Source organism: Achromobacter sp. NFACC18-2 (assembly GCF_900108985.1).
Lineage (GTDB): Bacteria > Pseudomonadota > Gammaproteobacteria > Burkholderiales > Burkholderiaceae_B > Achromobacter.
Genome location: NZ_FNYM01000016.1, coordinates 1 through 24,387, shown reverse-complemented (window position 1 = coordinate 24,387; position 24,387 = coordinate 1). Strand labels below are relative to the sequence as shown.

General features: G+C 68.8%; 23 protein-coding genes. 14 read left to right on the top strand and 9 right to left on the bottom strand.

What is annotated here, in order from left to right:
• Nucleotides 1-33 precede the first annotated feature (33 nt).
• Together tsaE and BMW75_RS22070 are read left to right on the top strand one after the other, a co-directional pair.
• Nucleotides 34-573: a tRNA (adenosine(37)-N6)-threonylcarbamoyltransferase complex ATPase subunit type 1 TsaE gene (gene tsaE / locus BMW75_RS22075; protein WP_092581880.1), complete on the top strand. Its 540-nt coding sequence runs from the start codon at nt 34-36 to the stop codon at nt 571-573.
• Nucleotides 501-1,883, top strand: a complete 1,383-nt coding sequence (locus BMW75_RS22070; protein ID WP_139208580.1) for an N-acetylmuramoyl-L-alanine amidase — start codon at nt 501-503, stop codon at nt 1,881-1,883. Before tsaE ends, BMW75_RS22070 begins: the two co-directional genes overlap by 73 nt.
• 74 nt (nt 1,884-1,957) lie before the next feature.
• Here BMW75_RS22070 and BMW75_RS22065 read toward each other — a convergent pair whose 3' ends face one another.
• Nucleotides 1,958-2,596, bottom strand: a complete 639-nt coding sequence (locus BMW75_RS22065; RefSeq protein ID WP_092581879.1) for a VTT domain-containing protein — start codon at nt 2,594-2,596, stop codon at nt 1,958-1,960.
• A 99-nt stretch (nt 2,597-2,695) separates the two neighbouring features.
• On the opposite strand from BMW75_RS22065, the gene mutL reads away from it, so the two are divergent.
• Together mutL and miaA are read left to right on the top strand one after the other, a co-directional pair.
• Nucleotides 2,696-4,687 carry a DNA mismatch repair endonuclease MutL gene (gene mutL, locus BMW75_RS22060; RefSeq protein ID WP_092581878.1) on the top strand — a complete coding sequence of 664 codons (1,992 nt, stop codon included), beginning with the start codon at nt 2,696-2,698 and terminating at the stop codon, nt 4,685-4,687.
• Nucleotide 4,688: 1 nt separating this feature from the next.
• The gene (gene miaA / locus BMW75_RS22055; RefSeq protein ID WP_092581877.1) at nt 4,689-5,648 is read left to right on the top strand and encodes a tRNA (adenosine(37)-N6)-dimethylallyltransferase MiaA; all 960 of its coding nucleotides are present in this window, start codon (nt 4,689-4,691) and stop codon (nt 5,646-5,648) included.
• 137 nt (nt 5,649-5,785) lie between these two features.
• On the opposite strand, the gene purM is transcribed toward miaA, so the two are convergent.
• Nucleotides 5,786-6,835 carry a phosphoribosylformylglycinamidine cyclo-ligase gene (purM, locus tag BMW75_RS22050; RefSeq protein WP_076518977.1) on the bottom strand — a complete coding sequence of 350 codons (1,050 nt, stop codon included), beginning with the start codon at nt 6,833-6,835 and terminating at the stop codon, nt 5,786-5,788.
• A gap of 406 nt (nt 6,836-7,241) precedes the next feature.
• Between purM and hda the strand changes: the two genes are divergently transcribed.
• From hda to BMW75_RS22030, 4 genes are read left to right on the top strand one after another with little or no spacing between them, the layout of a single operon-like run.
• Complete coding sequence (gene hda / locus BMW75_RS22045; protein WP_076518976.1) at nt 7,242-7,943, top strand: DnaA regulatory inactivator Hda; 702 nt, start codon at nt 7,242-7,244, stop codon at nt 7,941-7,943.
• On the top strand, nt 7,940-8,638 hold the full coding sequence (locus BMW75_RS22040; protein WP_092581876.1) for an HAD family hydrolase: 699 nt from the start codon (nt 7,940-7,942) through the stop codon (nt 8,636-8,638). The genes hda and BMW75_RS22040 overlap by 4 nt, the downstream gene beginning before the upstream one ends.
• Nucleotides 8,638-10,002 carry a polynucleotide adenylyltransferase PcnB gene (gene pcnB, locus BMW75_RS22035; protein ID WP_092581875.1) on the top strand — a complete coding sequence of 455 codons (1,365 nt, stop codon included), beginning with the start codon at nt 8,638-8,640 and terminating at the stop codon, nt 10,000-10,002. The genes BMW75_RS22040 and pcnB overlap by 1 nt, the downstream gene beginning before the upstream one ends.
• A 4-nt stretch (nt 10,003-10,006) precedes the next feature.
• The gene (locus tag BMW75_RS22030; RefSeq protein ID WP_254792101.1) at nt 10,007-10,495 is read left to right on the top strand and encodes a 2-amino-4-hydroxy-6-hydroxymethyldihydropteridine diphosphokinase; all 489 of its coding nucleotides are present in this window, start codon (nt 10,007-10,009) and stop codon (nt 10,493-10,495) included.
• 24 nt (nt 10,496-10,519) lie between these two features.
• On the opposite strand, the gene BMW75_RS22025 is transcribed toward BMW75_RS22030, so the two are convergent.
• The 4 genes from BMW75_RS22025 to BMW75_RS22010 are packed head-to-tail and all read right to left on the bottom strand — an operon-like array spanning nt 10,520 to nt 14,318.
• Nucleotides 10,520-11,416: a sugar kinase gene (locus BMW75_RS22025; RefSeq protein ID WP_092581873.1), complete on the bottom strand. Its 897-nt coding sequence runs from the start codon at nt 11,414-11,416 to the stop codon at nt 10,520-10,522.
• A gap of 51 nt (nt 11,417-11,467) precedes the next feature.
• The gene (locus BMW75_RS22020) at nt 11,468-12,301 is read right to left on the bottom strand and encodes an HpcH/HpaI aldolase/citrate lyase family protein (protein ID WP_092581872.1); all 834 of its coding nucleotides are present in this window, start codon (nt 12,299-12,301) and stop codon (nt 11,468-11,470) included.
• The gene (locus tag BMW75_RS22015) at nt 12,298-13,491 is read right to left on the bottom strand and encodes a CaiB/BaiF CoA transferase family protein (protein WP_092581871.1); all 1,194 of its coding nucleotides are present in this window, start codon (nt 13,489-13,491) and stop codon (nt 12,298-12,300) included. The genes BMW75_RS22020 and BMW75_RS22015 overlap by 4 nt, the downstream gene beginning before the upstream one ends.
• On the bottom strand, nt 13,488-14,318 hold the full coding sequence (locus BMW75_RS22010; RefSeq protein ID WP_092581870.1) for an HTD2 family dehydratase: 831 nt from the start codon (nt 14,316-14,318) through the stop codon (nt 13,488-13,490). The genes BMW75_RS22015 and BMW75_RS22010 overlap by 4 nt, the downstream gene beginning before the upstream one ends.
• Nucleotides 14,319-14,508: 190 nt before the next feature.
• Here BMW75_RS22010 and BMW75_RS22005 point away from each other — a divergent pair, with 190 nt between their 5' ends.
• A complete protein-coding gene (locus tag BMW75_RS22005) occupies nt 14,509-15,402 on the top strand; it encodes a LysR family transcriptional regulator (RefSeq protein ID WP_092581869.1) in 894 nt (297 codons plus the stop codon).
• A 12-nt stretch (nt 15,403-15,414) separates the two neighbouring features.
• Here BMW75_RS22005 and paaG read toward each other — a convergent pair whose 3' ends face one another.
• Genes paaG through BMW75_RS21990 form a run of 3 tightly spaced genes read right to left on the bottom strand, consistent with a single transcriptional unit; the run spans nt 15,415 to nt 18,559 of the window.
• Nucleotides 15,415-16,221 carry a 2-(1,2-epoxy-1,2-dihydrophenyl)acetyl-CoA isomerase PaaG gene (paaG, locus tag BMW75_RS22000; protein ID WP_092581868.1) on the bottom strand — a complete coding sequence of 269 codons (807 nt, stop codon included), beginning with the start codon at nt 16,219-16,221 and terminating at the stop codon, nt 15,415-15,417.
• A complete protein-coding gene (locus BMW75_RS21995; RefSeq protein WP_092581867.1) occupies nt 16,218-17,330 on the bottom strand; it encodes an acyl-CoA dehydrogenase family protein in 1,113 nt (370 codons plus the stop codon). Before BMW75_RS21995 ends, paaG begins: the two co-directional genes overlap by 4 nt.
• A 38-nt stretch (nt 17,331-17,368) precedes the next feature.
• On the bottom strand, nt 17,369-18,559 hold the full coding sequence (locus BMW75_RS21990) for an acyl-CoA dehydrogenase family protein (RefSeq protein WP_092581866.1): 1,191 nt from the start codon (nt 18,557-18,559) through the stop codon (nt 17,369-17,371).
• A gap of 217 nt (nt 18,560-18,776) precedes the next feature.
• Here BMW75_RS21990 and BMW75_RS21985 point away from each other — a divergent pair, with 217 nt between their 5' ends.
• The 5 genes from BMW75_RS21985 to BMW75_RS21965 are packed head-to-tail and all read left to right on the top strand — an operon-like array spanning nt 18,777 to nt 23,908.
• Nucleotides 18,777-19,181, top strand: a complete 405-nt coding sequence (locus tag BMW75_RS21985; protein ID WP_092581865.1) for a Zn-ribbon domain-containing OB-fold protein — start codon at nt 18,777-18,779, stop codon at nt 19,179-19,181.
• Nucleotides 19,178-20,350: a thiolase gene (locus tag BMW75_RS21980; protein WP_092581864.1), complete on the top strand. Its 1,173-nt coding sequence runs from the start codon at nt 19,178-19,180 to the stop codon at nt 20,348-20,350. Before BMW75_RS21985 ends, BMW75_RS21980 begins: the two co-directional genes overlap by 4 nt.
• A 16-nt stretch (nt 20,351-20,366) precedes the next feature.
• Nucleotides 20,367-21,884 carry a class I adenylate-forming enzyme family protein gene (locus BMW75_RS21975; protein ID WP_092581863.1) on the top strand — a complete coding sequence of 506 codons (1,518 nt, stop codon included), beginning with the start codon at nt 20,367-20,369 and terminating at the stop codon, nt 21,882-21,884.
• Between the two features lie 55 nt (nt 21,885-21,939).
• The gene (locus BMW75_RS21970) at nt 21,940-22,914 is read left to right on the top strand and encodes a Bug family tripartite tricarboxylate transporter substrate binding protein (RefSeq protein ID WP_092581862.1); all 975 of its coding nucleotides are present in this window, start codon (nt 21,940-21,942) and stop codon (nt 22,912-22,914) included.
• A 19-nt stretch (nt 22,915-22,933) separates the two neighbouring features.
• The gene (locus BMW75_RS21965) at nt 22,934-23,908 is read left to right on the top strand and encodes an NAD(P)H-dependent flavin oxidoreductase (RefSeq protein WP_092581861.1); all 975 of its coding nucleotides are present in this window, start codon (nt 22,934-22,936) and stop codon (nt 23,906-23,908) included.
• Nucleotides 23,909-24,387: the final 479 nt, after the last annotated feature.

Below are 24,387 nucleotides of genomic sequence, written 5' to 3'. Positions count from 1 at the left end.
CCGATCATCGTCTTTTACCACTCGCCCCGCGCCATGTCCGCCCCCCTCGCCACCCTGACTTTGCACTTGCCCGACGAAGCTGCCACCGAGTCGCTGGCGCGCCAGCTTGCGCCCATGGTGTCCGGAGGCAAAACCGGCCCGGCAGGCGCATGCATCCACCTTCAAGGGGACCTGGGTGCAGGAAAAACGGCCTTCTCCAGGGCATTGTTGCGGGAAAGCGGCATCACAGGCCGAATCAAGAGTCCAAGCTACGCGCTGCTTGAATCCTATAAAGTTTCTAACTTATACTTCTATCACCTTGATTTTTATAGATTTAGTGATTCGCGCGAATGGTTGGACGCAGGATTTCGGGATTTACTGCGTGACGATGCGGTCGTTTTGATCGAATGGCCGGAGCGGGCCGAAGGTCTTTTGCCCCCGCCCGACCTGCTGATCAACCTCGCCTATGCAGGCGACGGACGTGACGCCACCCTGACCGCGTACACCGCCCGAGGACAAACATGGTTGAACGCGATTGTCCCCCCGCCCCTGACGGCGCCCTCCCCCCGGCAGGCGCCACCCGCCGACGCCTGATCAGCGTCGCTGCCACCCTGCTCGTCCTGCCTGTCGTGCCGACGCTGGCGCAGGCGGCAACGATCCTGGCCGTGCGGACCTGGCCTGCCGACGAATACACCCGCGTCACGCTGGAACTGGACAGCGAACTCAAGGCGGAACAATTCACCCTGGAAAATCCCCATCGCCTGGTGGTCGACATCGAGGGACTGACCCTCAGTGCGGCCCTGAACGATCTGGTCTCCAAGGTCCGCCCCGACGACCCCTACATCCAGAGCCTGCGCGTGGCGCAGAATCGCCCCAACGTGGTCCGGCTGGTGTTCGACCTGAAGCAGCCGGTGGCGCCGCAGGTCTTCACGCTCAAGCCGGTTGCCGACTACCAGTACCGTCTGGTGCTGGACCTGTACCCGAAGGTGGCGCAGGACCCGTTGATCGCGATCCTGAACAAGTCGAGCGGTCCCGATGTGGACGATCCGCTCGCGCGCATCCTCGAAGACATCCAGCGCAACCCGGTCACCCGCGCCGATCCCCCCGAGCCGCCCCGCGTGCGCGGCCAGCAGCCCGCCCCGCCCCTGCCCACGCCGCCCAAGCCGCCGGCCACGGCAAGCCGGGGCAAGCCGCGCATGCTGACCATCGCGCTGGACCCGGGCCATGGCGGCGAAGATCCCGGCGCCATCGGCAAGACCGGCCTGCGCGAGAAGGACGTGGTGCTGCGCATCGCGCGCCGCCTGAAGGCGCTGATCGACAGCCAGCCCTACATGCGCGCCTACCTGACGCGCGACGACGACTACTTCGTGCCCCTGCACGTGCGCGTCCAGAAGGCGCGGCGCGTGCACGCGGACCTGTTCATCTCGATCCATGCGGACGCCTGGGTCAAGCCGTCGGCCAACGGGTCGTCGGTGTTCGCGCTGTCCCAGCGCGGCGCCTCCAGCGCGCAGGCGCGCTGGATGGCCGACAAGGAAAACGCGGCCGACCTGATCGGCGGCGTCAACCTGGGCACCCACGACCGCCAGGTCGCCAAGGTGCTGCTGGACCTGTCCACCACCGCGCAGATCAATGATTCGCTCAAGGTCGGCAGCGCCTTCCTGGACGAGATCAAGAAGATCAACCGCCTGCACAAGAACAGCGTCGAACAGGCCGGCTTTGCGGTGTTGAAGGCGCCGGACATCCCGTCCGTCCTGGTCGAAACCGCCTTCATCAGCAACCCCCAGGAAGAAGCCCTGCTACGCAGCTCCTCGCACCAGGACAAGCTGGCGCAGGCCATGATGACCGGCATTCAGCGCTACTTCACCGCCAACCCGCCGCTGGCCCGTTTGGGCGACATCAGCTAGCCCGGGCCCCGGCCCAACGAAAAAAAGGCTATGCGCCCCGGCGCATAGCCTTTTTGCTTACCCCATCTGGCGCCCTACTGCGTGCGGCGCGCGCGAAAGAGCTTGACCAGGGCGGCGCCCACCACCGGCACGATGGCCGCGGCCAGGCCCACCAGGACGATGGTGTTCAGGTGATCGCGGATGATCGGGATGTTGCCGAAGAAATAGCCGGCCGCCACCAGGCTGATCACCCACAGCAGCGCGCCCAGGATATTGAACATCTGAAAGCGCGCCAGCGACATGTCGGCCACGCCCGCCACAAAGGGGGCGAAAGTGCGCACCACCGGAATGAAGCGCGACATGACGATGGTCTTGCCACCGTGCTTCTCATAGAACGCGTGCGTGCGCATCAGCGCGCCGCGGTCCAGAAAGCGCAGGTTCATCGAAAACACCCGCGGCCCGATGTAGCGGCCGATGGCATAGTTCAGCGAATTGCCGGTCACCGCCGCGACGATGAGCAGCACCGACATCAGGATCGGATCGATGTGCCCCGTCGCGCCGAACGCGCCGGCGATGAACAGCAGCGAGTCGCCCGGCAGGAAGGGCAGCACCACCAGTCCGGTCTCGGCGAAGACGATGAGGAACAGCACCAGATACACCCACACCCCATACTGCTCGACCCACAGGCCGAGCGTCTGGTCGATGTGGAGCACCATATTGAAAAACTCAAGCATTGAAGCGGCCCCGATATCGGAAGGGAAATTTCCAGCGACTATAGCCGACCGGGGCATGACGCTAAAATCGTCCGCACTGCTACACAAGATCTGGGCCACATGACCGAACGTCGTTCCATCCTCGCGCTTCCCGACCTGCTGATCAGCCAGATCGCCGCTGGCGAGGTGATCGAGCGCCCCGCGTCGGTGCTCAAGGAAATCCTCGAAAACGCCATCGACGCGGGCGGGCGCGCCATCGAGGTCCGCCTCGAAGGCGGCGGCATCCGGCGCATCGCCGTCACCGACGACGGCGGCGGCATCCCCCCCGAAGAACTGCCGCTCGCCCTGGCGCGCCACGCCACCAGCAAGATCCGATCGCTGAACGAGCTGGAATCGGTGGCGTCCATGGGATTCCGTGGCGAAGCGCTCGCGTCCATCGCCTCGGTGGCCCAGGTGTCCATCATTTCCCGCACGCGCGACGGCGACCACGCCTGGCAGATCGACGCCGGCAGCATGCAGGTCGGTCCGGCGTCGGGCCCGCCCGGCACCACCGTGGACGTGCGCCAGCTCTTTGACGCCGTGCCCGCCCGCCGCAAGTTCCTGCGATCCGAGGCCACCGAGTTCGGCCACTGCGTCGATGCCATGGAGCGCATCGCGCTGGCGCATCCGCAGATCGCCTTTCGCCTCTTCCACCACGACCGCGCGCAGCGCCAGTGGCTGCCGGCCGATCCGCCCCAGCGCATCCGCGACGTGCTGGGCGCGGAATTCGCCGAGCACGGCCTGCTGCTGTCGCATTCGGTCGGCACGGTCAGCCTGGCCGGCATGATCACCCGGCCGACCGCCGCGCGCGCGCGCGCCGACCGCCAGTACCTGTATGTGAACGGCCGCTACGTGCGCGACCGCACGGTCAGCCATGCGCTGCGGGCCGCCTATGCGGACGTGCTGCATGGCGACCGGCAGCCCGCCTACGTGCTGTTCCTGGATATCGACCCGGCCGCCGTGGACGTGAACGTCCATCCGGCCAAGCATGAAGTCCGATTCCGCGACAGCGGCGCCGTCCACCGTTTCGTCTCGCATGCGGTCAGCCAGACGCTGGCGCAGTTGGGCGGCTCGTCGGCGGTCGCCCCGGCGGGACAAACCGGCGACGCGGAATTCGAAACCGTCGCGCGACCCGCGGGCGAAACGGCCCCGCCTTCGCCCGCTTCCGCCCCGCCCGCCTACCGCCCCGCCGCGCAGGCCGAGTCCGAGTCCCCGCGCCCGGGGTACGGCGGCGTGAATGGCATGAACGGCATGAACGGCGGGACAGGCGCCGGCTCAGGTTCAGGCAACGGCCCGGCCTACGGCCTGCGTCCGTCGCCCGCGCCGCAGCGCCCGCACACCCAGGTGCCCTTCCGTCTGCACGCGGAACCCGCCGGCATTCCGGCCGCCGACTGGCAATCCCTCTATCGCCCGCTGAACGACGACACCGCCGCCCGGACCGCGCCGCTGCGCGAGCCCGCGCCCGCCGCCGCGCTGCCCACCGATGAAGAGCATCCGCTAGGCATGGCGGTGGCGCAACTGCACGGCGTCTACATCCTGGCGCAGAACCGGCGCGGCATGGTGCTGGTGGACATGCACGCCGCCCACGAGCGCGTGGTGTACGAGCAGCTCAAGCAGGCGCTGGACGCGCGCAGCCTGCCGCGCCAGGACCTGCTGGTGCCCGTGGTGTTCCACGCCCAGGAGAAGGACGTGGCCCTGGTGGAAGAATACGAAGAACAGTTGAATGACCTGGGCTTCGAAATGCGGCCTTCGGGTCCCACGTCCATCGCCGTGCGCTCGGTGCCCGCCATCCTGGCCCGCGGCGACATCGAAACCCTGGCCCGCGCCGTGCTGCGCGACCTGGGCGCCGTGGGCGTTTCGCGCCTGCTTACGGAACAGCGCAACGAACTGCTCTCGACCATGGCGTGTCACGGCTCCGTGCGCGCCAACCGCAAGCTCACCCTCGAAGAGATGAACGGCCTGCTGCGGCAGATGGAATCCACGGAACGCGCCGACCAGTGCAACCACGGCCGCCCCACCTGGGTGCAGTGGTCGATGTCGGACCTCGACAAGCTTTTCCTGCGCGGACAGTAGCTTGCCCTCCGACCTCACCCCCGCAACGCTTCCGGTCATCTGCCTGGCGGGCCCCACCGCGGCCGGAAAAAGCGCGTCCACGCTGGCCCTGGCCGAACGCTGGCCCCTCGAAATCGTCAACGTGGATTCGGCCACGATCTATCGCGGCATGGACATCGGCACGGCCAAGCCCTCGCCCGAGGAACGGGCGCGCGTGCCCCAGCACCTGCTGGACATCCTGGATCCCGCCCAGTCGTATTCGGCCGCGGAATTCCGCGCCGACGCGCTGCGCCTGATCGACGACATCCGCGCGCGCGGCCGCATTCCGCTGCTGGCGGGCGGCACGATGATGTACTACAAGGCGCTGCGCGACGGCCTGGACGACCTGCCACAGGCCGATCCGGCCCTGCGCGCCGAACTGGAAGCGCGCGCCGCGCGCCTGGGCTGGCCCGCCCTGCACGCCGAGCTGGCGGCGCTGGACCCCGTCACCGCGGCGCGGCTCGCGCCCAACGACAGCCAGCGCATCCAGCGCGCCCTCGAAATCTGCCAGCTTTCCGGCCAGCCCATGTCGGCGCTGCTGCAGCGCGCGCAGCGCAAGCCGGACGACGACGGCAACCGCTACCTGACCATCAGCCTGGAACCCTCCGACCGCGCCGCCCTGCACGCGCGCATCGAACAGCGCTTCGACGCGATGCTGCGCCAGGGCCTGCTCGACGAAGTGCGCGGCCTGCACGCCCGCGCCGACCTGCACCCGGGCCTGCCGTCCGTGCGCTGCGTCGGCTATCGGCAGATGTGGGCGTACCTGGACGGCGAGGTCGACCTGGACACGGCCCGCGAACAGGGCATCGCCGCGACCCGCCAGCTCGCCAAGCGCCAGATCACCTGGCTGCGCGCGCAGCCCGAACGCGTGATCGTGGATTGCCTGGCCGCCGACGCCGTCGCGCAGACCATCGACGCCGTGGCGCGGGCGCTGGCCAACTGACGGGTTGCGGGGCTCGCGGTACGCGAAGGTGTCAGACACCCCCAGCAACGCAGCGCCGCCCCGCCATCCGCCCCCCACTCAAAAAAAAATGACCGCCATCAGGCGGTCATCTTTCTTGCAGCGCATTCGCCGCGGCGTCACACCACGAAGGTCTGCGCCATGCCGGCTTCCTGCGGCACGATCTCGCCCAGCTTGCTGACGGTCTCGCCCTGCTCGCGCAGCGTGGCGGCGATGGCGTCGGCCTGGGCCGGATCCACCACCAGCACCATGCCGATGCCGCAGTTGAACACGCGGTACATCTCGGTGTCTTCGACGCCGCCCTGCTCCTGCAGCCACTGGAACAGCTTGGGCATTTCCCAGGCGTCGCGGTGCAGTTTGGCGGCCAGGCCGTCCTGCAGGATGCGCGGCACGTTGTCCAGCAGGCCGCCGCCCGTGATGTGGGCCAGGCCCTTGATGGCCGTGCCGTGCTTGGCCAGCGCGGCCAGCACCTGCTTGACGTAGATGCGGGTCGGGGCCATGACGACATCGACCATCTTCTGGCCGTGGAAATCGTCGTCCGGCTTGGCGTTGGCGCGTTCGAGGATCTTGCGCAGCAGCGAATAGCCGTTGGAGTGCGCGCCGCTGGAAGCCAGGCCCAGCACCACGTCGCCGGCCTTGATGGACTTGCCGTCGATGATCTTGGACTTTTCCACCGCGCCCACCGCGAAGCCGGCCAGGTCGTATTCGCCGTCCGGATACATGCCCGGCATTTCGGCGGTCTCGCCGCCGATCAGGGCGCAACCCGACAGTTCGCAGCCCTTGGCGATGCCGCCCACCACGGCGGCGGCCGTGTCCACCGACAACTTGCCGCAGCCGAAGTAATCCAGGAAGAACAGCGGTTCCGCGCCCTGCACCAGGATGTCGTTGACGCTCATGGCGACCAGGTCGATGCCGACCGTGTCGTGGCGGTTCCAGTCGAACGCCAGGCGCAGCTTGGTGCCGACGCCGTCGGTGCCGGACACCAGCACGGGCTCTTTATAGGTCTTCGGCACTTCGAACAGGCCGCCAAAGCCGCCGATACCGGCCAGCACCCCCGGGCGCATGGTGCGCGCGGCTAGGGGTTTGATACGGTCGACCAGGGCGTCGCCTGCGTCGATGTCGACACCCGCGTCGCGGTAGGTCAGGGGGGCTTTAGGTTGGTTCGTCATGAGAAATGCCGTGGGGTATGTAACAATTGCTGGGATTTTGGTGGAACGCCCTGCATTTTACGATGACGCGGGCGCCGACAGGCATGCGGGGCGCAAACCCGTGCCAGTGCAGGCGCTCGGACGCGACACCAGCCCCCCAGGTGGTTTAAAGTGTAGGGTTGGCCGGTATTGATTTTGCCAGTTTCTGGCAAGGCAAGCCCCCGGGCGGGTCCGGGCAGCCGTCCGGCAAGCCCCACGGCACAGTCCCCATGGGCCAGGCCGGGGCGCTTTTCGACCCGTGTATCACCGATTTTCTTGGCTTTTCCGGCGCCCCGGCAATGTTTGCCCGGCATGTCGCCCGCGGAAATCCCCTGCCTGGCAGGCGCGGATTTCCGGTGGTTCCGAAAAAGCCCGATTGCTAACTCTCATGAACCGCCAGCTTCTGCTCGACGTTCTCCCCGCGCCAGCGCCATCGCTGAACAACTATATCGCCGGCCCCAACGGGGAAGCGGTGGCGGCCGTGCGTGCGCTCAAGCCGGGCCGGGCCCTGTACATCTGGGGCGCCGCCGGCTGCGGCCGCACCCACCTGCTGCGCGCGCTGACCGCGCGCCCCGACGCCGTCTTCATCGACCCCGCCAACGGCGAAAACATGCTGCGCCGCCTGGCCGAGGCCGATTCCAAATCGCCCATGCCCCAGTTCGTGGCGGTCGACGACGTGCACCGCATGGACGACAGCCGCCAGGCCGCGCTGTTCGCGCTGTACAACCGCTGGCGCGAATCCGCGGCCACCGGCCGGGCCTTCGCGCTGGCGCTGTCGGGCGACCGCTCGACGCTGTCGATGCCGCTGCGCGAAGACCTGCGCACGCGCCTGGGCTGGGACCTGGTGTTCCGCCTGGATCCGCTGTCCGATGCCGACAAGCTGGCCGCGCTGTCCGCCCAGGCGGCCGAACGCGGTCTGCACCTGGCGCCCGAAATCATCAACTGGATGCTCACGCACCACGAGCGCGACATCCGCAAGCTGGCGGCGCTGCTCGACGCGCTGGACCGTTACTCCCTGGCCACCGGCCGTCCCATCACCCTGCCCCTGCTGCGCGCCATGCTCGCAGATCCTGATTCACAACGCACATGACCACCCGACGTCTCGCCCTGTTCGACCTGGATCACACCCTGCTGCCGCTCGACAGCGACTACCAATGGGCCGATTACCTGGCGCGCACGGGCCGCGCGGGCGACCCCGTCCAGGCCCGCCGCCTGAATGACGACCTGATGGACCGCTACAACCGCGGCGAGCTCACCGCCGAACAGGCCGCCGAGTTCATGCTGGGGCTGCTGGCCGCGCATGCGCCGCATGATCTGGCGGCCTGGCATGAAACCTTCATGGGCGAAGTCATCCGCCCGTCCATCACGCCCGCCGCGCGCGACCTCGTGGAAGCGCACCTGGAAGCCGGTGATCTCTGCGCGATCGTCACGGCGACCAACAGCTTTGTCACCGCCCCGATCGCCCGCGCCTTCGGCGTGCCCCACCTGGTCGCGACCGACGCCGAGTACCTGCGCGGCCGCTACACGGGCCGCATCCTGGGCACGCCCAGCTTCAAGGAAGGCAAGGTCGTGCGCGTCAACGACTGGCTGGGCGGCATGGGGCTGGGGCTTGCGGATTTCTCCGAATCGTTTTTCTATAGCGATTCGGTCAATGATGTGCCGCTGCTCGAAAAAGTGACCCGTCCGATTGCCGCCAACCCCAGCCCGTCCCTGCGCGCCATCGCCCAGGAACGCGGCTGGCAAGTGATCGACCTGTTCGACCACATGGAAGATTCGAAGTCCTAATGATCACTGAAACCATAAAAAAATTCGTCGGCCGGCTGTTCGCGCCGACACCCAGGGGGCCGTTGCGCATCGGGCGCGACAAGCACGGCATCGACCGGCGCAACGTCTCGCGCCACGCCATCAAGGTGTGCGAGGTGCTGCGCCAGCATGGCTACGAAGCCTACATCGTCGGCGGCGCGGTGCGCGACCTCATCGTCGGCCTGGAGCCCAAGGACTTCGACGTGGCCACCAACGCCACGCCCGAACAGATCCGCCCGCTGTTCCGCCGCGCGCGCATCATCGGCCGCCGCTTCCAGCTCGTGCACGTCGTGTTCGGCCAGGAGATCATCGAGACCTCCACCTTCCGCGCGCCCGCCTCGGAAGACCAGGAAACCGACGAGCACGGCCGCATCCTGCGCGACAACGTGTTCGGATCGCAGGAAGAAGACGCCAAGCGCCGCGACTTCACCATGAACGCGCTGTACTACGACCCGCACAACGAGGAAGTCATCGACTACCACGATGGCGTGGCCGACCTGAAAAAGCGCCAGATCCGCATCATCGGCGACCCCGTCAAGCGCTACCGCGAAGACCCGGTCCGCATGCTGCGCGCGGTGCGCTTTGCCGCCAAGCTCAACGGCACGATCGACCCGGCGACGCGCGAACCGATCAGCACCATGGCGGACCTGATCGAAAACGTCCCGGCCTCGCGCCTGTTCGACGAAATGCTCAAGCTGCTGACCTGCGGCCACGCCATGGACTGCCTGCGCCAGTTGCGTGCCGACGGCCTGCACAACGGCCTGCTGCCGCTGCTGGACGTGGTGCTGGAGCAGCCCGGCGGCGAGCACTTCGTGGAACTTGCGCTGGAACGCACCGACGCGCGCGTGCGCGCCGGCAAGACCATCAGCCCCAGCTTCCTTTTCGCCGCGCTGCTGTGGCAGCAGGTCGAAGTGCGCTGGAAGCAGTTGCGCGCCCAGGGCGAGCACACCATCCCGGCGCTGTCGACGGCCGCGGACTCGGTGCTGGACGAACAGACGGAAAAGCTCGCCATCCAGCGCCGCTTCTCGTCCGACATGCGCGAGATCTGGTTCATGCAGCCGCGTTTCGAGCGCCGCATGGGCAAGACCATCTACCGCATGATCGAGCAGCCGCGCTTTCGCGCCGCCTGCGATTTCCTGCAGCTGCGCGCCGCCGCCGGCGAGTTCGACAGCGTGCTGGCGCAGTGGTGGATGGACCTGGCCAATGCCGACGACGCGACCCGCGCCGACATGATCGAAGAAGTCTCGCGCCAGCCGCGCGAGGCCGGCGATGCGCCCGCCTCGCCCGCGCGCCGGCGCCGCCGTCCGCGCCGCAGCGGCCCGCGCAGCGCGCCCGCCGCCGAGTAGCGCCGTGCCGCAGCCGACCGTGCGCGCATATGTCGGCCTGGGGGCCAACCTGGGCGACAGCGCGGCCACGCTGCGCCAGGTCCTGGCGCAACTGCAGGCGACGCCCGGCATCAACGCGGTGACCGCATCGCCGTTCTACCGCAGCGCGCCGGTGGACGCCGCCGGCCCGGACTTCGTCAACGCCGTGGCCGCCGTGGATACCGCGCTTGCGCCGCTGGACCTGCTGGACGTCCTGCAGGCGCTGGAGAACCAGCACGGGCGCCAGCGCCCCTATCGCAACGCCCCCCGCACGCTGGACCTGGACCTGCTGCTGTACGGCGACACGCGGCTGGACCACGAGCGGCTCATCCTGCCGCATCCCCGCCTGCATCTGCGCGCGTTCGTGCTGTTGCCCCTGCGCGACCTCGCGCCCGGCATGCTGGTATCGGGCAAGCCGGTCGACGCGTGGATCGACGCCATCCACGACCAGCCGATCGAACGGCTCGCCGGCTGATCAGACCGGCGCCGGACCCGCGCATCATCCCTTGGGCGTGAACGCCATCATGGCGCGTTCGACGTCTTCCACCTGGGGCAGCCCCGCCTCATTGCCCAGATGCTGGATCTTGTGCGCCGACGCGGCGCGCGCGAACGTGAAGTGTTCGATCCACGGCTGCTCCGGCCGCGTCAGGTAGGACCACACATAAGCGCCGTGAAACACGTCGCCGGCGCCCGAGGTATCGATGATGCGCGACGCCGGGACGTCCAGCGAAGGCAGCGTGTCGACCCGCCCCGTCTCGTCGTACCAGAGCATCCCCCGCTCGCCCATCGTCACCGCGCCGATGCGGCAGCCGCGCGCCTTGAGCAGGTCCAGCAGCCCCTCGGGCGACAGGCCAAGCTGCTCGCACATGCGCTCGGCGCACACCGCCACGTCGATATATCGCAGCAGCTCGTCGGTGTTCTCGCGCACGCCGCCGCCGTCCAGCGAGGTGAGCACGCCGGCCTGGCGGCACGCGCGCGCGTAATGCAGGGCAGCGTCGGGCTGATGGCCGTCCAGGTGAAGGACGCGGTAGCGGCCGATGTCCAGCCGGGGAAAATCGTTCAGGTAGTCGGCATCGCGCGCGCGCAGGATGGCGCGCTTGCCGTCCTTGGGCATGATGAACGACAGCGAGGAACGGCGCACCTGGCGCGCATGCAGCGTGACCCCGTGCGCGGCGGCCATGTCGGCGTACATGTGGCCCAGCCAGTCGGGCGCCAGCGTGCAGATCAGGTCGGGCGGGCATCCCAGCCGCGCGCAGGCGAATGCGGCCGTGACCGCGTTGCCGCCGAAGGACACGGCGTAATCCCGCGCCACGCGCTTCTGGTCGCCCGTGGGCCACTCGTCAGCCAGCACGGTGACGTCGATATAGGTATGTCCGATGAAAAGCGCCTCGCCCATGGGCCCGCCTTGTCAGGAAGCAGTGTGAGGAGTCTGGCTGCGCCGGGCGCGTCAGGCGCGCGCGGATTCGCCCGCCTGCGCCAGCACCAGCCGGGCCCGCGCGATGACGGGCGCGTCGACCATCTTGCCGTCCAGCATGAACGTGCCCGCGGCCGTGTCGCGATGGGCGGCGACGACGCGCCGCGCCCATTCGAGTTCCTGTTGCGCCGGCACGAAGGCGGCATGGATGACCGGCACCTGCGTCGGGTGGATGCACAGCATGCCGCCAAAACCCATCTGCTGCGCGCGGCCGGCGGCGGCCGCGAGCCCCGCCAGGTCCTGCACGCCGGGAAAGACGCCGTCCAGCGCGGGCGCAAGACCCGCGGCGCGGGTATGCAGCAACACCTGCACCCGGGCCTGGTCCAGCACCGTGTCGGCGCCCGGGGTGTCGGGCGTCAGGCCCAGGTCCAGGCCGTAATCCAGGCTGCCGAACGCCAGCCGCGCCACGCCCGGCGTCGCGGCGATTTCGCCGGCATTGAGGATGCCCTGCGCCGTTTCAAGAATGGGGATCACCGGACAGCCGGCCTGCGCCGCATGCCGCACCTGCATCATGCCTTCGGCCTTGGGCAGCAGGATCCCGGCCACGTTGGCCCGGCCGCGGCAGGCCTTCAGGTCGTCGTCATGCCAGGAGGTCGACGCGTCGTTGATGCGCACCCAGAGCCGCGCCTGGGGATTGAGGCTCAAGAAATCGCACAGGGCTTCGCGGGCCGACGCCTTGGCCAGGTGCTCCACGGCGTCTTCCAGGTCCACGATCACGGCGTCCGCGCCGGCGGCCAGCGCTTTGGGGATGCGCTCGGGCCGCGAGGCCGGCACGAACAGCGCGCTACGTACGACGGGATGCATCACACGACCTCCGAGGCATGGAACTGCGCCACCTGTTCCGGCGCGTATCCCAGTGATGCTAGCACCGCATCGGTATTTTGGCCCACCGCGGGCACCGCCCCCATGCGCGGCGCGAACGCGCTGCTGCTGGCGGGCGGCAGCAGCGCCGGCAGCGCGCCGGCGGGGCTGTCCACTTCGCTCCAGCGCTGGCGCGCCTGCAACTGCGGATGCGCCCACACGCCCGCCATGTCGTTGACGCGGGCATTGGCGATCTGCGCGTCCTCCAGGCGCTGCGTCACCTGCTCGATGGACAGGTCGGCGAACGCGGCAACGATCAGCGCGCGCAGGGCCTCGCGATTGGCCGTGCGCAGCGAATTCGAGATGAAGCGCGGATCCTCGGCCAGCTCGGCCTGGCGCAGCACCTGGGCGCAGAAGACGCGCCATTCGCGCTCGTTCTGCAGGCCCAGCATGATGGTCGAGCCGCCGCCCACGGGAAACGGCCCGTAGGGATAGATGGACGCATGGGCCGCGCCGGCGCGAACGGGCGGGGCCGCGCCGTCGAAGGCGTAGTACATGGGAAAGCCCATCCATTCGACCATGCTTTCCAGCATGGACACGTCCAGGCGGCTGCCCAGGCCCGTGCGCTGGCGCAGCAGCAGGGCATTGAGGATGGCCGAATAGGCGTACATGCCCGCGGCGATGTCCGCGATCGAGCAGCCCGCCTTGACCGGATCGTCCTTCGTGCCGGTCACCGACAGAAAGCCGCTTTCGCTCTGGATCAGCAGGTCATAGGCCTTCTTGTCCTGGTAGGGACCGCCCTCGCCGTAGCCCGAGATGTCGCAGACGATCAGGCGAGGGTACTTCGCGTGCAGCGCCTCGAACGACAGGCCCAGCCGCGCCGCGGCGCCGGGGGCCAGGTTCTGCACCAGCACGTCGGCCGATTCCAGCAGGCGGCCCATGATGCCGGCGGCCTCGTCGCGCTTGAGGTCCAGCGTCAGGCTTTCCTTGCTGCGGTTGGTCCAGACGAAGTGCGAGGACAGCCCCCGCACGCGTTCGTCGTAGCCGCGGGCGAAGTCGCCGCTGCCCGGGCGTTCGATCTTGATGACGCGCGCGCCCATGTCCGCCAGCTGGCGGGTGCAGAAAGGCGCGGCGATGGCGTGTTCCAGGCTGACAACGGTGATGCCGTCCAGCGGTCGGGAGGCCTGCGTGTTCATTCGGTGAACCTCAGTTCGGCTTGGTGGGCCAGCGTGCCGTCCTGCTCGGCCCAGAGCTGGGCGACGCCCGGCTCGGACAAGCGGCCGGCAACCTGGAAGGGCGCGGGTGAAATCAGCGGGCGCAAGCCGCGGTAGGACAGATGCGTGAGGCGGGCCCCGGGATGGGCGCGCACGAAGGCGGCGACCATCTCGGTGGCGATGAGCGGACCGTGCACGACCAGGCCGGGATAGCCCTCGACGCCGGTGACGTAGGGATGGTCGTAGTGGATGCGATGGCCGTTGAACGTGACGGCCGAATAGCGGAACAGCAGGACCGGGGTCGGATGGACGGTATCGCTCCATTCGGCCCGCGGCGCGGGCTCGCTGCCCGTCAGCTTGGGCGGCGTCGGCTGGCGATACACGATGTCCTGCTCTTCGAGGATGGCCACTTCGCCCGACTGCACGTACTCATGCCGCACGGTGACGAACAGCAGGGAACCGGTGCGGCCCGTCTTTTCCTTGACCTCGGCCACCGTGGACACGCGCTCGGCCGGCACGCCGACCTTGAGGGGCTGGCGGAATTCGACCCGGCCGCCCGCCCACATGCGGTTGCGGTCCTGGGCGGGCGGCAGAAAGCCGCCGCGCGAGGGATGGCCATCCGTCCCCAAACCGTCCATGCCCACCGTGGAAATGAAGAACGCCCATTGCCACAGCGGCGGCAGGTCGTCCCCCTGGCCCGGCACGGGCCCGCCCAGCGTGGCGGCGATGCGCGCGGCGTGGCCGGGATCCATGGCGTCCGCCTTGCGCTCGCCGCTGCCGACCCATGCGGCCGGATCTGTAGATGTCATGCCGAGTCCCTTTGGTGGAGTTTTCACAGCCTGAAGCATGCCCGCAAGCCATCGCCCCTGTGAATTCGTTTTTCCTCAAGGCGGGGTTTGCTGCGCCTGAATCGGCCATCCACGCCGCGACCGGCGGCCGGTCGCCACCCTCGTATCGCCAGTAGCCCGTGGCGCGTCGGCGCGCCGTAATATATGGGCCATGCACTTCGACCTAGCCGATCTCCGTCTGTTCATCCACATCGCCGAATCCCCCAGCCTGACCCAGGCGGCCAAGCGGGCGCACCTGTCCCTGGCCGCGGTCAGCGTGCGGATCAAGGCGCTGGAAAACCAGCTCAACACGCGCCTGCTGTATCGCGACAGCCGCGGCGTGGAAATCACGCCCGCGGGCCAGAAACTGCTGCAGCACGCGCGGGTCATCATGCGGCAGGTGGATCACCTGAAGCACGACTTCCAGGAACAGGCGGATGGCGACGCGGGCCACATCCGCATCTTCGCCAACACCACGGCCGTGACCGAGTTTATGCCGGACATCCTGGCGCAATTCCTGTCGGGCCATCCCGGCGTCACGGTGGACCTGCAGGAACGCCTGACGCGCGACATCGTGCGCGGCGTGCTGGACGGCACCACCGACCTGGGCATCGTCGCCGGGCCGGTGGACGCGCCCGAATTGCAGGCCATCCACTTCAGCACCGACCGGCTGGTCCTGGTAGTGCCCAACGGCCATCCGCTGCAGGACCAGGACAAGGTCAAGCTCGCGGACGCGGTGCGCTATCCGTTCATCACCATGCACGAAGGCTCGACGCTGGTGGCCTTTCTGCGCGACCAGCTCGAACGCGTCGGGCAGCGCCTGCCGCAGCGCATCCAGCTCTACAGCTTCGACTCGATCTGCCGCATGGTGCAGGCGGGCGTGGGCATCGGCGTCATTCCCGATTCGGCCGCGCGCCGCTATGGGGCGGACACCGCGCTGCGCGTCGTCGAACTGGACGAGCCGTGGGTGGTGCGCGAACGCAAGCTGCTGGTGCGGGACATCGACGCCCTGCCCGGTTGCGCGCGCGAACTCATCGAACAGATCCAGTCGCCGGCCGCGCCCTGAGTCCGCCGCGCCTCACTTTCCCTTGAACGCCGGCGGACGCTTTTCCGCAAAGGCGCGCATGCCTTCCAGGTAGTCGTCGGTGTAGCCCAGCTCGCGCTGCAAGCGGCATTCCAGGTCGAACTGCTGCGCCAGCGTGTTGCCGCTGGACGCCTGCAGCGCCGCCTTGGTGGCCGCGTAGGCGCGCGTGGGGCCGGCGGCCAGCGTGTCGGTCACCTGCCCGATCGTGTCGGCCAGCGCCGCGTCGGGCACGACCCGCCAGATGAGACCCCAGGATTCGGCCTGCGCCGCCGACACCGATTCGCCGAAGAGCGCCGCGCCCATCGCGCGTGCCGATCCCACCAGCCGGGGCAGGAACCACGTTCCGCCGGCATCGGGCAAGAGGCCGATCTTGCTGAACGCCTGCACGAAACGCGCCGACTCCACGGCAAAGACCACGTCGCAGGCCAGCACCAGGCTGGCGCCCGCGCCCGCCGCCACGCCGTTCATCACACACACCACCGGCACCGGCAGGGCGCGCAGACGGTTGATGAGGGGCCGATAGCACTTTTCCAGAATGAGGCTCAGGTCGCGGCGCGAGCCGTCCTCGGCAGGCTTGCGCTCGCCCAGGTCCTGCCCGGCGCAGAAGCCGCGGCCGGCGCCCGTGATCACCAGGCCGCGCAGGCCCTGGTGGCCTTCCAGCACGTCCAGCGCCCGCGCCAGCTCGCCGTGCATGATCTCGGTGAAACTGTTCATGCGCTCGGGGCGGTTGAGCGTGATGACGCCTACGCCGCGCTCAAGCGTGAAGCGGATCTGCGTGAATTCAGGTGTCTGCGCGTTCATGCCAGTTCCTCCAGGACGGCCAGTTGCTCGGCGCTGTCGCCCATCAACAGGTCCACGACCGTCAGGCGCTTGAAGTAGTCGCCGACTTCCAGTTCGTCCGTCATGCCCATGCCCCCGTGCAATTGCACGGCCAGTTGCGCCACCAGCCGCCCGGCGCGCGCGGCCTCCAGCTTGGCCGATGCGATCATGCGGCGCCGCTGCGCGGCGTCGGGTTCGGTCAGCGCCGCCACCGCCACGTACGCCATCGACAGCGCCAGCTCCTTGGCCACCAGCATCTCGGCCAGGCGGTGCTGCAATGCCTGGAACGCGGCCAGCGGCTGGCCGAACTGCTTGCGGGTCTTCAGATAGTCGACCGTGATCTCCAGCAGGCGCTCCATGGCGCCCGCCGCATGCGCGCACAGCGCGGCCGTGCCCCACTGCAGGGCCTGGGCCAGCGCGTGGTCGGCGGCCTCGCCCTGCGCCAGCAGCGCGTCCTGGGGCACGCCCACCGCGTCCAGGTCCAGCCGCGCGCAGCGCGCGCCGTCCAGCGTGGGCGTGTCCGTAACGCGCACCCCGGCGGCATCGGCCGGCACCGCCAGCAGGACGGTCTTGCCGTCGTCGCCGCGCGCGCTGATGAACCAGGCATCCGCTGCCGCGCCGTGCCACACCAGGTGCTTGGCGCCGTCCAGCCGCCAGCCTTCGGCGGTGCGGGCGGCGCGGCAGTCCACCGGCTCGGCCGCGTAGCGGCGACCCGGCTCCTGCCAGGCCACGCTGACGATGGCCTCGCCCGAGGCGATGGCCGGCAGCCAGCGCCCGCGCGCCGCATCGCCGCAGGCGTCGATGAGCGCGGCGCCCATCACGGCGCTGGGGATGACCGGCTCGGAGACCAGCGCGCGGCCCAGCACGACATGCACGGGCAGCAGGCTCGCGGGCACTTCGCCGAAGCCGCCGTGGTCCTGCGAAATATTCAGGCCCAGCACGCCCAGCTCGGCCAGCGCATTCCAGGCCTGCCGGTCCAGCGCGCCCGCGGCTTGCCGGGCGCGGCGCTGGGGAAAGGTCCATGCCTGGTCTACCAGGCGGCGCAGGCTGTCGGCCAGCATGCGCTGTTCTTCGGTGTAGATGAAATCCATGCGTCGTGTTCCTGTCGGGTTGCGGCGGCGCCTGTGCGCTATACGCCCAGCACCAGCCGGGCGATGATGCCCTTCTGCACTTCGGTCGTGCCGCCGTAGATCGAGGTCTTGCGCATATCGGCATAGCCGGCGCCCGCCGCCGCGGCCATCTCGGGCCCCGGGCCGTGATCGTCGGCGTCCGCCCGCATCCAGTCGGGGTCGTAGGGCCAGCAATCCGGACCCGCGACCTCCATCTGCAGCATGGCCAGATCCTGCTGGATTTCCGAGCCGCGGATCTTGAGCACCGAGGCCTCCGGCCCCGGCGTGCCGTCGTTGCTGGCCGCCACGCGCAGCAGCAGCATCTCCAGCGCCATGATGTCGACCTCGATGCGCGAGATGCGGTCGCGCATCCGGCTGTCTTGCAGCAGCGGCCTGCCGCGCGACTGCGCGCGCGCCGCCATGTCCTTCAGGATGCCCAGCTCGCGGTGGCAGTGGCCCAGGCCCGCGATGCCGGTGCGCTCGTGGCCCAGCAGGTATTTGGCGTAGGTCCAGCCCTGGTTCTCTTCGCCCACGAGGTTGGCCGCCGGCACGCGCACGTCTTCGAGCCAGACTTCGTTGACGTCATGGCCGCCGTCGAGCGTGCGGATGGGGCGCACGGTGACGCCGGGCGAGCGCATGTCCAGCAGCAGCATCGAGATGCCGCGCTGGGCGCGCGCCTCGGGATCGGTGCGCACCAGGCAGAACATCCAGTCGGCGTACTGGGCGAGCGTGGTCCAGGTCTTCTGGCCGTTGACGACGTAATCGTCGCCGTCGCGCACGGCCCGCGTCTTCAGGGACGCCAGATCGGACCCCGAGCCCGGCTCGGAATAGCCCTGGCACCACCAGTCCTCCACGCGGATCATGCGCGGCAGCAGGCGGGCCTTCTGGTCGGCGCTGCCGTATTTCATCAGCACGGGGCCGATCATGGACAGGCCGAACGGCAGCAGCCGCGGCGCGCCGGCCTTGAAGCATTCCACCTCGAAGATCAGGCGCTGCAGCGCGTTCCAGCCCGTGCCGCCGTGCTCGACGGGCCAGTTGGGCGCGCCCCAGCCCTGATCGGCCAGGATGTTGTGCCAGCGCACGTAATCGTCGCGTTCCAGCCGCTGGTGCCGCAGCACCTTGCCGCGGATGTCGTCCGGCAGCTTGGCGGCGGCGAAGGCGCGCACGTCTTCGCGGAATTGGCGCTCTTGCGGCGTCCAGGTCAGGTTCATGGTCCACCTCCTTTGCCCGGTATCTAGCCACGGCCCGCACGGCCGGACAATCTGCCTCTCCCGAAGACGGGCTTCGCGCTGCGTGTAGGGCGCGCGGCCCACTACGGATTGGCAAAAGTCCTGCTTCAGCAATGAAGAATGGCCGAAGCGGGGCCGCAGTGCCGACACTAGGGGCCTGTTCCGATTCAACCCGTCATCACCGGAAATTCAACGCACCATGACTGCTCCCGATCAGACGGATAGCGTGTCGCAAGGCGTCGAGGCGCAGTACCGCCAGGCGCTCGACGACGGCCGCTTTCTCATCCAGCGCTGCGCCGGCTGCGACCGCGCCGTGTTCTATCCCCGCATGATCTGCCCCCATTGCGGCGCGGACAAACTCGCCTGGGCAACGCCCGACGGACGCGGCACCGTCTATTCCACGACCGTGGTGCGGCGCAAGCCCGAGGCGGGCGGCGACTACAACGTGGCGCTGATCGACCTGCACGAGGGCGTCAGGCTCATGAGCCGCGTCGACGGCGTGGCGCCGGACGCGGTCCGGATCGGCATGGCGGTGCGCGCGCAGGTGGTCCAGCAGGAAGGGCGCGGGCTGGTCGTTTTCATCCCCAACAAGGAGGCGCCATGACGCTGAAGGATCTGCGCGGCGCCGTGGCCGTGGCCGGCGTGGGCCATGCCGGCCTGGGACAGGCCGCGGGCTACACCGAAATGGAAATCCTGGTCCAGGCGGCGCAGCGCGCCGTGGCGGACGCGGGCCTGTCGATGCGCGACATCGACGGCATCTGCACCGCCAGCGTGGCCGCGCCGATGTGGGCCATGCCGGTGATCGAACACCTGGGCATCCGCCCCACCTTTATCGACAGCACCATGCTGGGCGGCTCCAGCTTCGTGGCGCACCTGATGCCCGCCCTGCACGCGCTGGCGTCGGGCCAGTGCAATGCGGTGCTGGTCTGCTATGGCAGCACGCAGCGCACGTCCACGCTGAGCCGCGCCGAGATCGGCCGCGTGCGCAAGCAGTTCGATCCACAACCCTATGAAACGCCCTACGACCCGCTGAGCCCGCTGTCCTCGTATGCCCTGGCGGCGGCCCGCCACATGCACCAGTACGGCACCCGCCGCGAAGACCTGGCGCGGGTGGCGCTGGCGGCCAACCAATGGGCCCGGCTCAATCCCGAGGCGCAGTTGCGCGAGCCGACGACGCTGGAGCAGATCCTGTCCGCGCGCATGGTGTCCGATCCCTTGAGCGTGCGCGACTGCTGCCTGGTCACCGATGGCGCGGGCGCCTACGTGCTGGTGCGCGCCGACCGGGCGCGCGACCTGCCGCGTCCGCCCGTCTATGTGCTGGGCAATGCCACGGCGGTCTGGAACCGGCAGATCTCCTCCATGGAAGACCTGACCGTGACCGCGGCGTCCGAATCCGGCCGCCGCGCCTATGACATGGCCGGCGTCACGCCGAAGGACATCGACGTCGTCGAGCTCTACGACGCCTTCACCATCAATACGCTGCTGTTCCTGGAAGACCTGGGCTTCTGCGCCAAGGGGGAAAGCAAGGAGTTCATCGCGGACGGCGCCATCGCGCCAGGCGGGCGGCTGCCCGTCAACACCAATGGCGGCGGCCTGTGCTGCGTGCATCCCGGCATGTATGGGGTGTTCATCATGATCGAAGCGGTGCGCCAGTTGCGCGGCGAATGCGGCGAACGGCAGGTCGCGGATGCGCAGTTGGCGCTGGTGCATGGCAATGGCGGTACGCTGTCCAGCCAATCGACCGCCATCCTGGGCACCCAGGCAACACTCTGATCCGACCGTAACACCCATGTCCCAAGCAGAACCCATCACCCGCATCCACCACGTCCTGGCGCAGCAGGCGCGCCGGCAGCCCGACGCCATCTGCCTTTACGAGGAAGGCGGCGGCACGCTCACCTACGGCCAGTTATGGCAGCGGGCGCAGGACACGGCGGACTGGCTGCGCGCGCAAGGCGTGCAGGCCGGCCACCGCGTGATGATGGTGGGCGAGAACTGCACGGCCATGATCGCCGCGCTGTTCGGCTGCGGCGTGGCGGGCGCGTGGCCGGTGGGCGTGAACGCGCGCCTGTCGGCCCGCGAGATCGACAACATCCGCCAGCACGCGCAACCCGAGCTGGTGCTGTACACCAACGGGGTGTCGCCGGCCGCCGCCGCCCATGCCGCGGACGCCGGCGCCATCGCGGCGGACCCGGCCGCGTGGGGCCCCGGCGTGCAGTTCTGGCGCGCGGCCGCGCCCACGCAGCCGGAAACCGGCGAACTGGCCGGCGAAGTCGCCACCGTGATCTACACGTCCGGCACCACGGGCGCGCCGAAAGGCGTGATGGTGCCGCATCGGGGGCTGGTGCATTTCGCGCGGGTGTCGGCCGCCTCGCGCCGCCTGACGCCCCAGGATATCGGCTACGCGGCGCTGCCCATGTCGCACATCTTCGGCATCGCGACCGTGTTGATGGCCACGCTGCACGCGGGCGCCAGCCTGGTGCTGCGCAGCCGCTTCGATCCGGAGGACGTGTTCAAGTCGCTGGCGCATCCCGGCGTCAGCATCCTGCAGGGTGTGCCGACGATGTTCAGCCGCCTGATGGCGGCGGCGCCGCCCCGCGCGGAACTGCGCGCGCCCGCCCTGCGCTACCTCTACACCGGCGGCGCGGCGCTCGATCCGACCCAGAAGCGCGACGCCGAACGCTATTTCGGCGTGCCGATGCACCACGGCTACGGGATCACGGAATATGCGGGGTCGATGTTCATCACCGACATCGATGCGCCGCGCGACGACTGCTCGGCGGGCCACGCGGTGGACGGCGTCGAGCTGCGCATCGGCAGCCCGGACGCGGCCACGGTCCCCGGCGAACGCGGCGACATCCTGATCCGCGGTCCCGGCGTGATGCTGGGCTACTACCGCAATCCGGAACAGACCGCGCTGGCGCTGCTGCCGGGCGGCTGGCTCAACACGGGCGACATCGGCTACGTGGACGACAGCGGCGCGCTTTTCATATCGGGCCGCTCCAAGGACCTGATCATCCGCTCGGGCTTCAACGTCTACCCGATCGAGGTCGAGTCGGTCATCAACGCCTTTCCCGGCGTGCGCCTGTCCGCCGTGGTGGGCCGCGACACCGCCGACCACAACGAAGAAGTCATCGCCTTCGTCGAGGCCCTGCCCGGCGCGACGGTCGACACCCACCTGCTGATGCTGCACCTGCGCGCCCAGCTTGCGCCGTACAAGCGGCCGGCGCAAATCATTCCCATCGAGACGATTCCCACCACCGTCAGCGGCAAGATCCTGAAGCAGCCGCTGAAAGAAAGGCTGGCGTAGGCGCGGACAGATGTTCCGCTCCACGACCCGCCCCCATGCACAAGGAGACAAGAGCGTGAACCTCAAGACCCTCATCGCCACGGCCTCCGCCGTGGCCGCCCTCGCCGGCGCCAGCGCCGTCCAGGCGCAGACCTATCCCGACCGCCCCATCCGCCTGCTCGTGGGCTACGCGCCCGGGGGGCCGGTGGACACGACGGCCCGCGTCTTCGCCAAGTACCTGGGCGACAAGCTGGGACAATCCGTCGTGGTGGAGAACCGGGCCGGCGCGAGCGGCATGATCGCCTCGGACGCGACCGCCAAGGCCACGCCGGACGGCTACCTGCTGGGCTTTGCCGCCAGCCCGACGCTGACCATGTCGCCACAGGTCCAGCGCAGCACGCTGTTTGATCCGCGCAAGGATTTTTCGCTGATCGGGCTGGTCGTGGATTACGCGAACGTGTTGCTGATCGGCCCGCAGATTCCGGCGAAGAACGTGGGTGAACTGGTGGACTACGCCCGCGCGCATCCGGACGCGGTGTCGTTCGGGTCGGCCGGGATCGGGGCGTCGAATCACCTGTCGGCCGAGCTGCTCAAGAAGCAGACCCAGTCGCCAATGCTGCACGTTCCCTATCGCGGCAATTCGCCGGCCATGATGGACGTGGTGAGCGGCAAGGTGACGTTCATGTTCGACATCACCAGCACGGCGATCCCGTTCATCAAGAGCGGCAAGGCGCGCGCGCTGGCGGTGACGTCCAGGACGCGCAATCCTGAATTGCCGGACGTGCCGACCATGATGGAAGCGGGCATGAAGGACTACGAGGTGGTCGGCTGGTACGCGCTGGTCGGCCCCAAGAAGCTGCCCGACGCCGTGACGGCGCGCCTGACGCGCGCGTTGGCCGAGGTGTCCAGGGATCCCGCGTTCCGCCAGGCGATGACCGAGGGCGGCTACACGATCAACACGGGCGATTCCACCGCCTTGCAGGCCCGCATCGACCGCGAGTACGCCCTGTGGTCCGATGTCATCCAGACCGCCAATATCCAGGCCAACTGACCTACTCCGGAGCATCACGATGAATTCCCCGACCGCATTGCGAGACCAGATCCGCCTGCCTGTGATCGGCGCCCCCATGTTCCTGGTCTCGGGGCCGCAACTGGTGGTGGCGCAGTGCGCGGCGGGCATCATCGGGACGTTTCCGTCGCTGAACGCCCGGCCACAGGAGCAGTTGCACGAGTGGATCACGCGCATCGAGGACGGCCTTGCTGACGCGCGGCGCGAGGCCCCGTCGGCGACAGTAGCGCCCTACGGCGTGAACCTGATCATCCACCCCAGCAACCCGCGCTGGCAGGGCGACCTGGCCATCTGCGCCGAACGCCGGGTGCCGCTGCTGATCACGTCGCTGCACGCGCCGGAGGCCGTGGTGAAGGCGGCGCACGCCTATGGCGGCCTGGTCTATCACGACGTCACGAACGTGCGCCATGCGAAGCGGGCGCTGGAAGCCGGCGCCGATGGGTTGATCCTGGTGGCGGCCGGCGCGGGCGGCCATGCGGGGCAGATCAATCCGATCGCGCTGGTGAACGAAATCCGGGCGTTCTATGACGGGCCGTTGGCGTTGTCAGGCTGCATCAGCCACGGCAAGGATATTCTGGCGGCGCAGATCCTTGGCTGCGATTTTGCATACATGGGCACGCGGTTCATTGCGACGCAGGAGTCGCTGGCGGGGGATGACTACCGCGAAATGGTGCTGGCCGCGCAGGCTGCGGATGTGACCTATACACCCTATTTTTCCGGCGTGCCGGCGAACTATCTGTCGGCGAGCATCCGGTCCGCGGGGCTGGACCCTGTGGCGCTGGCGGCCAACGGCGTTGCGCCGCCGCCGAACATGGACAAGAACTCGCGGCCGAAGGCCTGGAAGGATGTGTGGAGCGCTGGGCAGGGCGTCGGCGCGGCGCAGGAGATCCTGGCTGTGGGGGAGTTGGTGGAGCAGTTGGCGCAGGAGTACCGGGGGGCTCGGGAGGCGATGCTGCGGGGGGCTGTTCATGGCTGATGGTGGGCTGAGGCTTGAGGCCTGGGACCTGGGACCTGGGGCGGGTGAGTTGGGTTCTTTAGACGCCCGGCGCGGCGTGGGCCTGGGGCGGGCGGGGCTCCGGTTGCGGTCCGGAGCCTTCGCTCCGGACTGCCCCATCCTCAACCTTGTATGGTGCGGATGCGTCTTTCGAAGAAGAAAGGCGCTGGGGTAAGGGACGTCCTCAACCATCAGCCGGTTGCACCCGGACTGCCACTACGAGAGCATCCCACCCCGCCTCACGCGTCGATAAGGAATCTAGCGGCCGAGACCGCCGATTGATCGCAAGGTAACGCCCGAGGCGTGGCTACCCCAGCGGACTTAACGTATCGCAGGGAGAGCTGTCATGCAAACTTCAATCATTTTTATTGGGGTCGATGTCGGCAAGTTTGAGTTGCAAGTAGCCGGGGCCAACGGTGAGATCGTGGCAGGCGTCTTGCACAACAATCGCTCCAGCATCG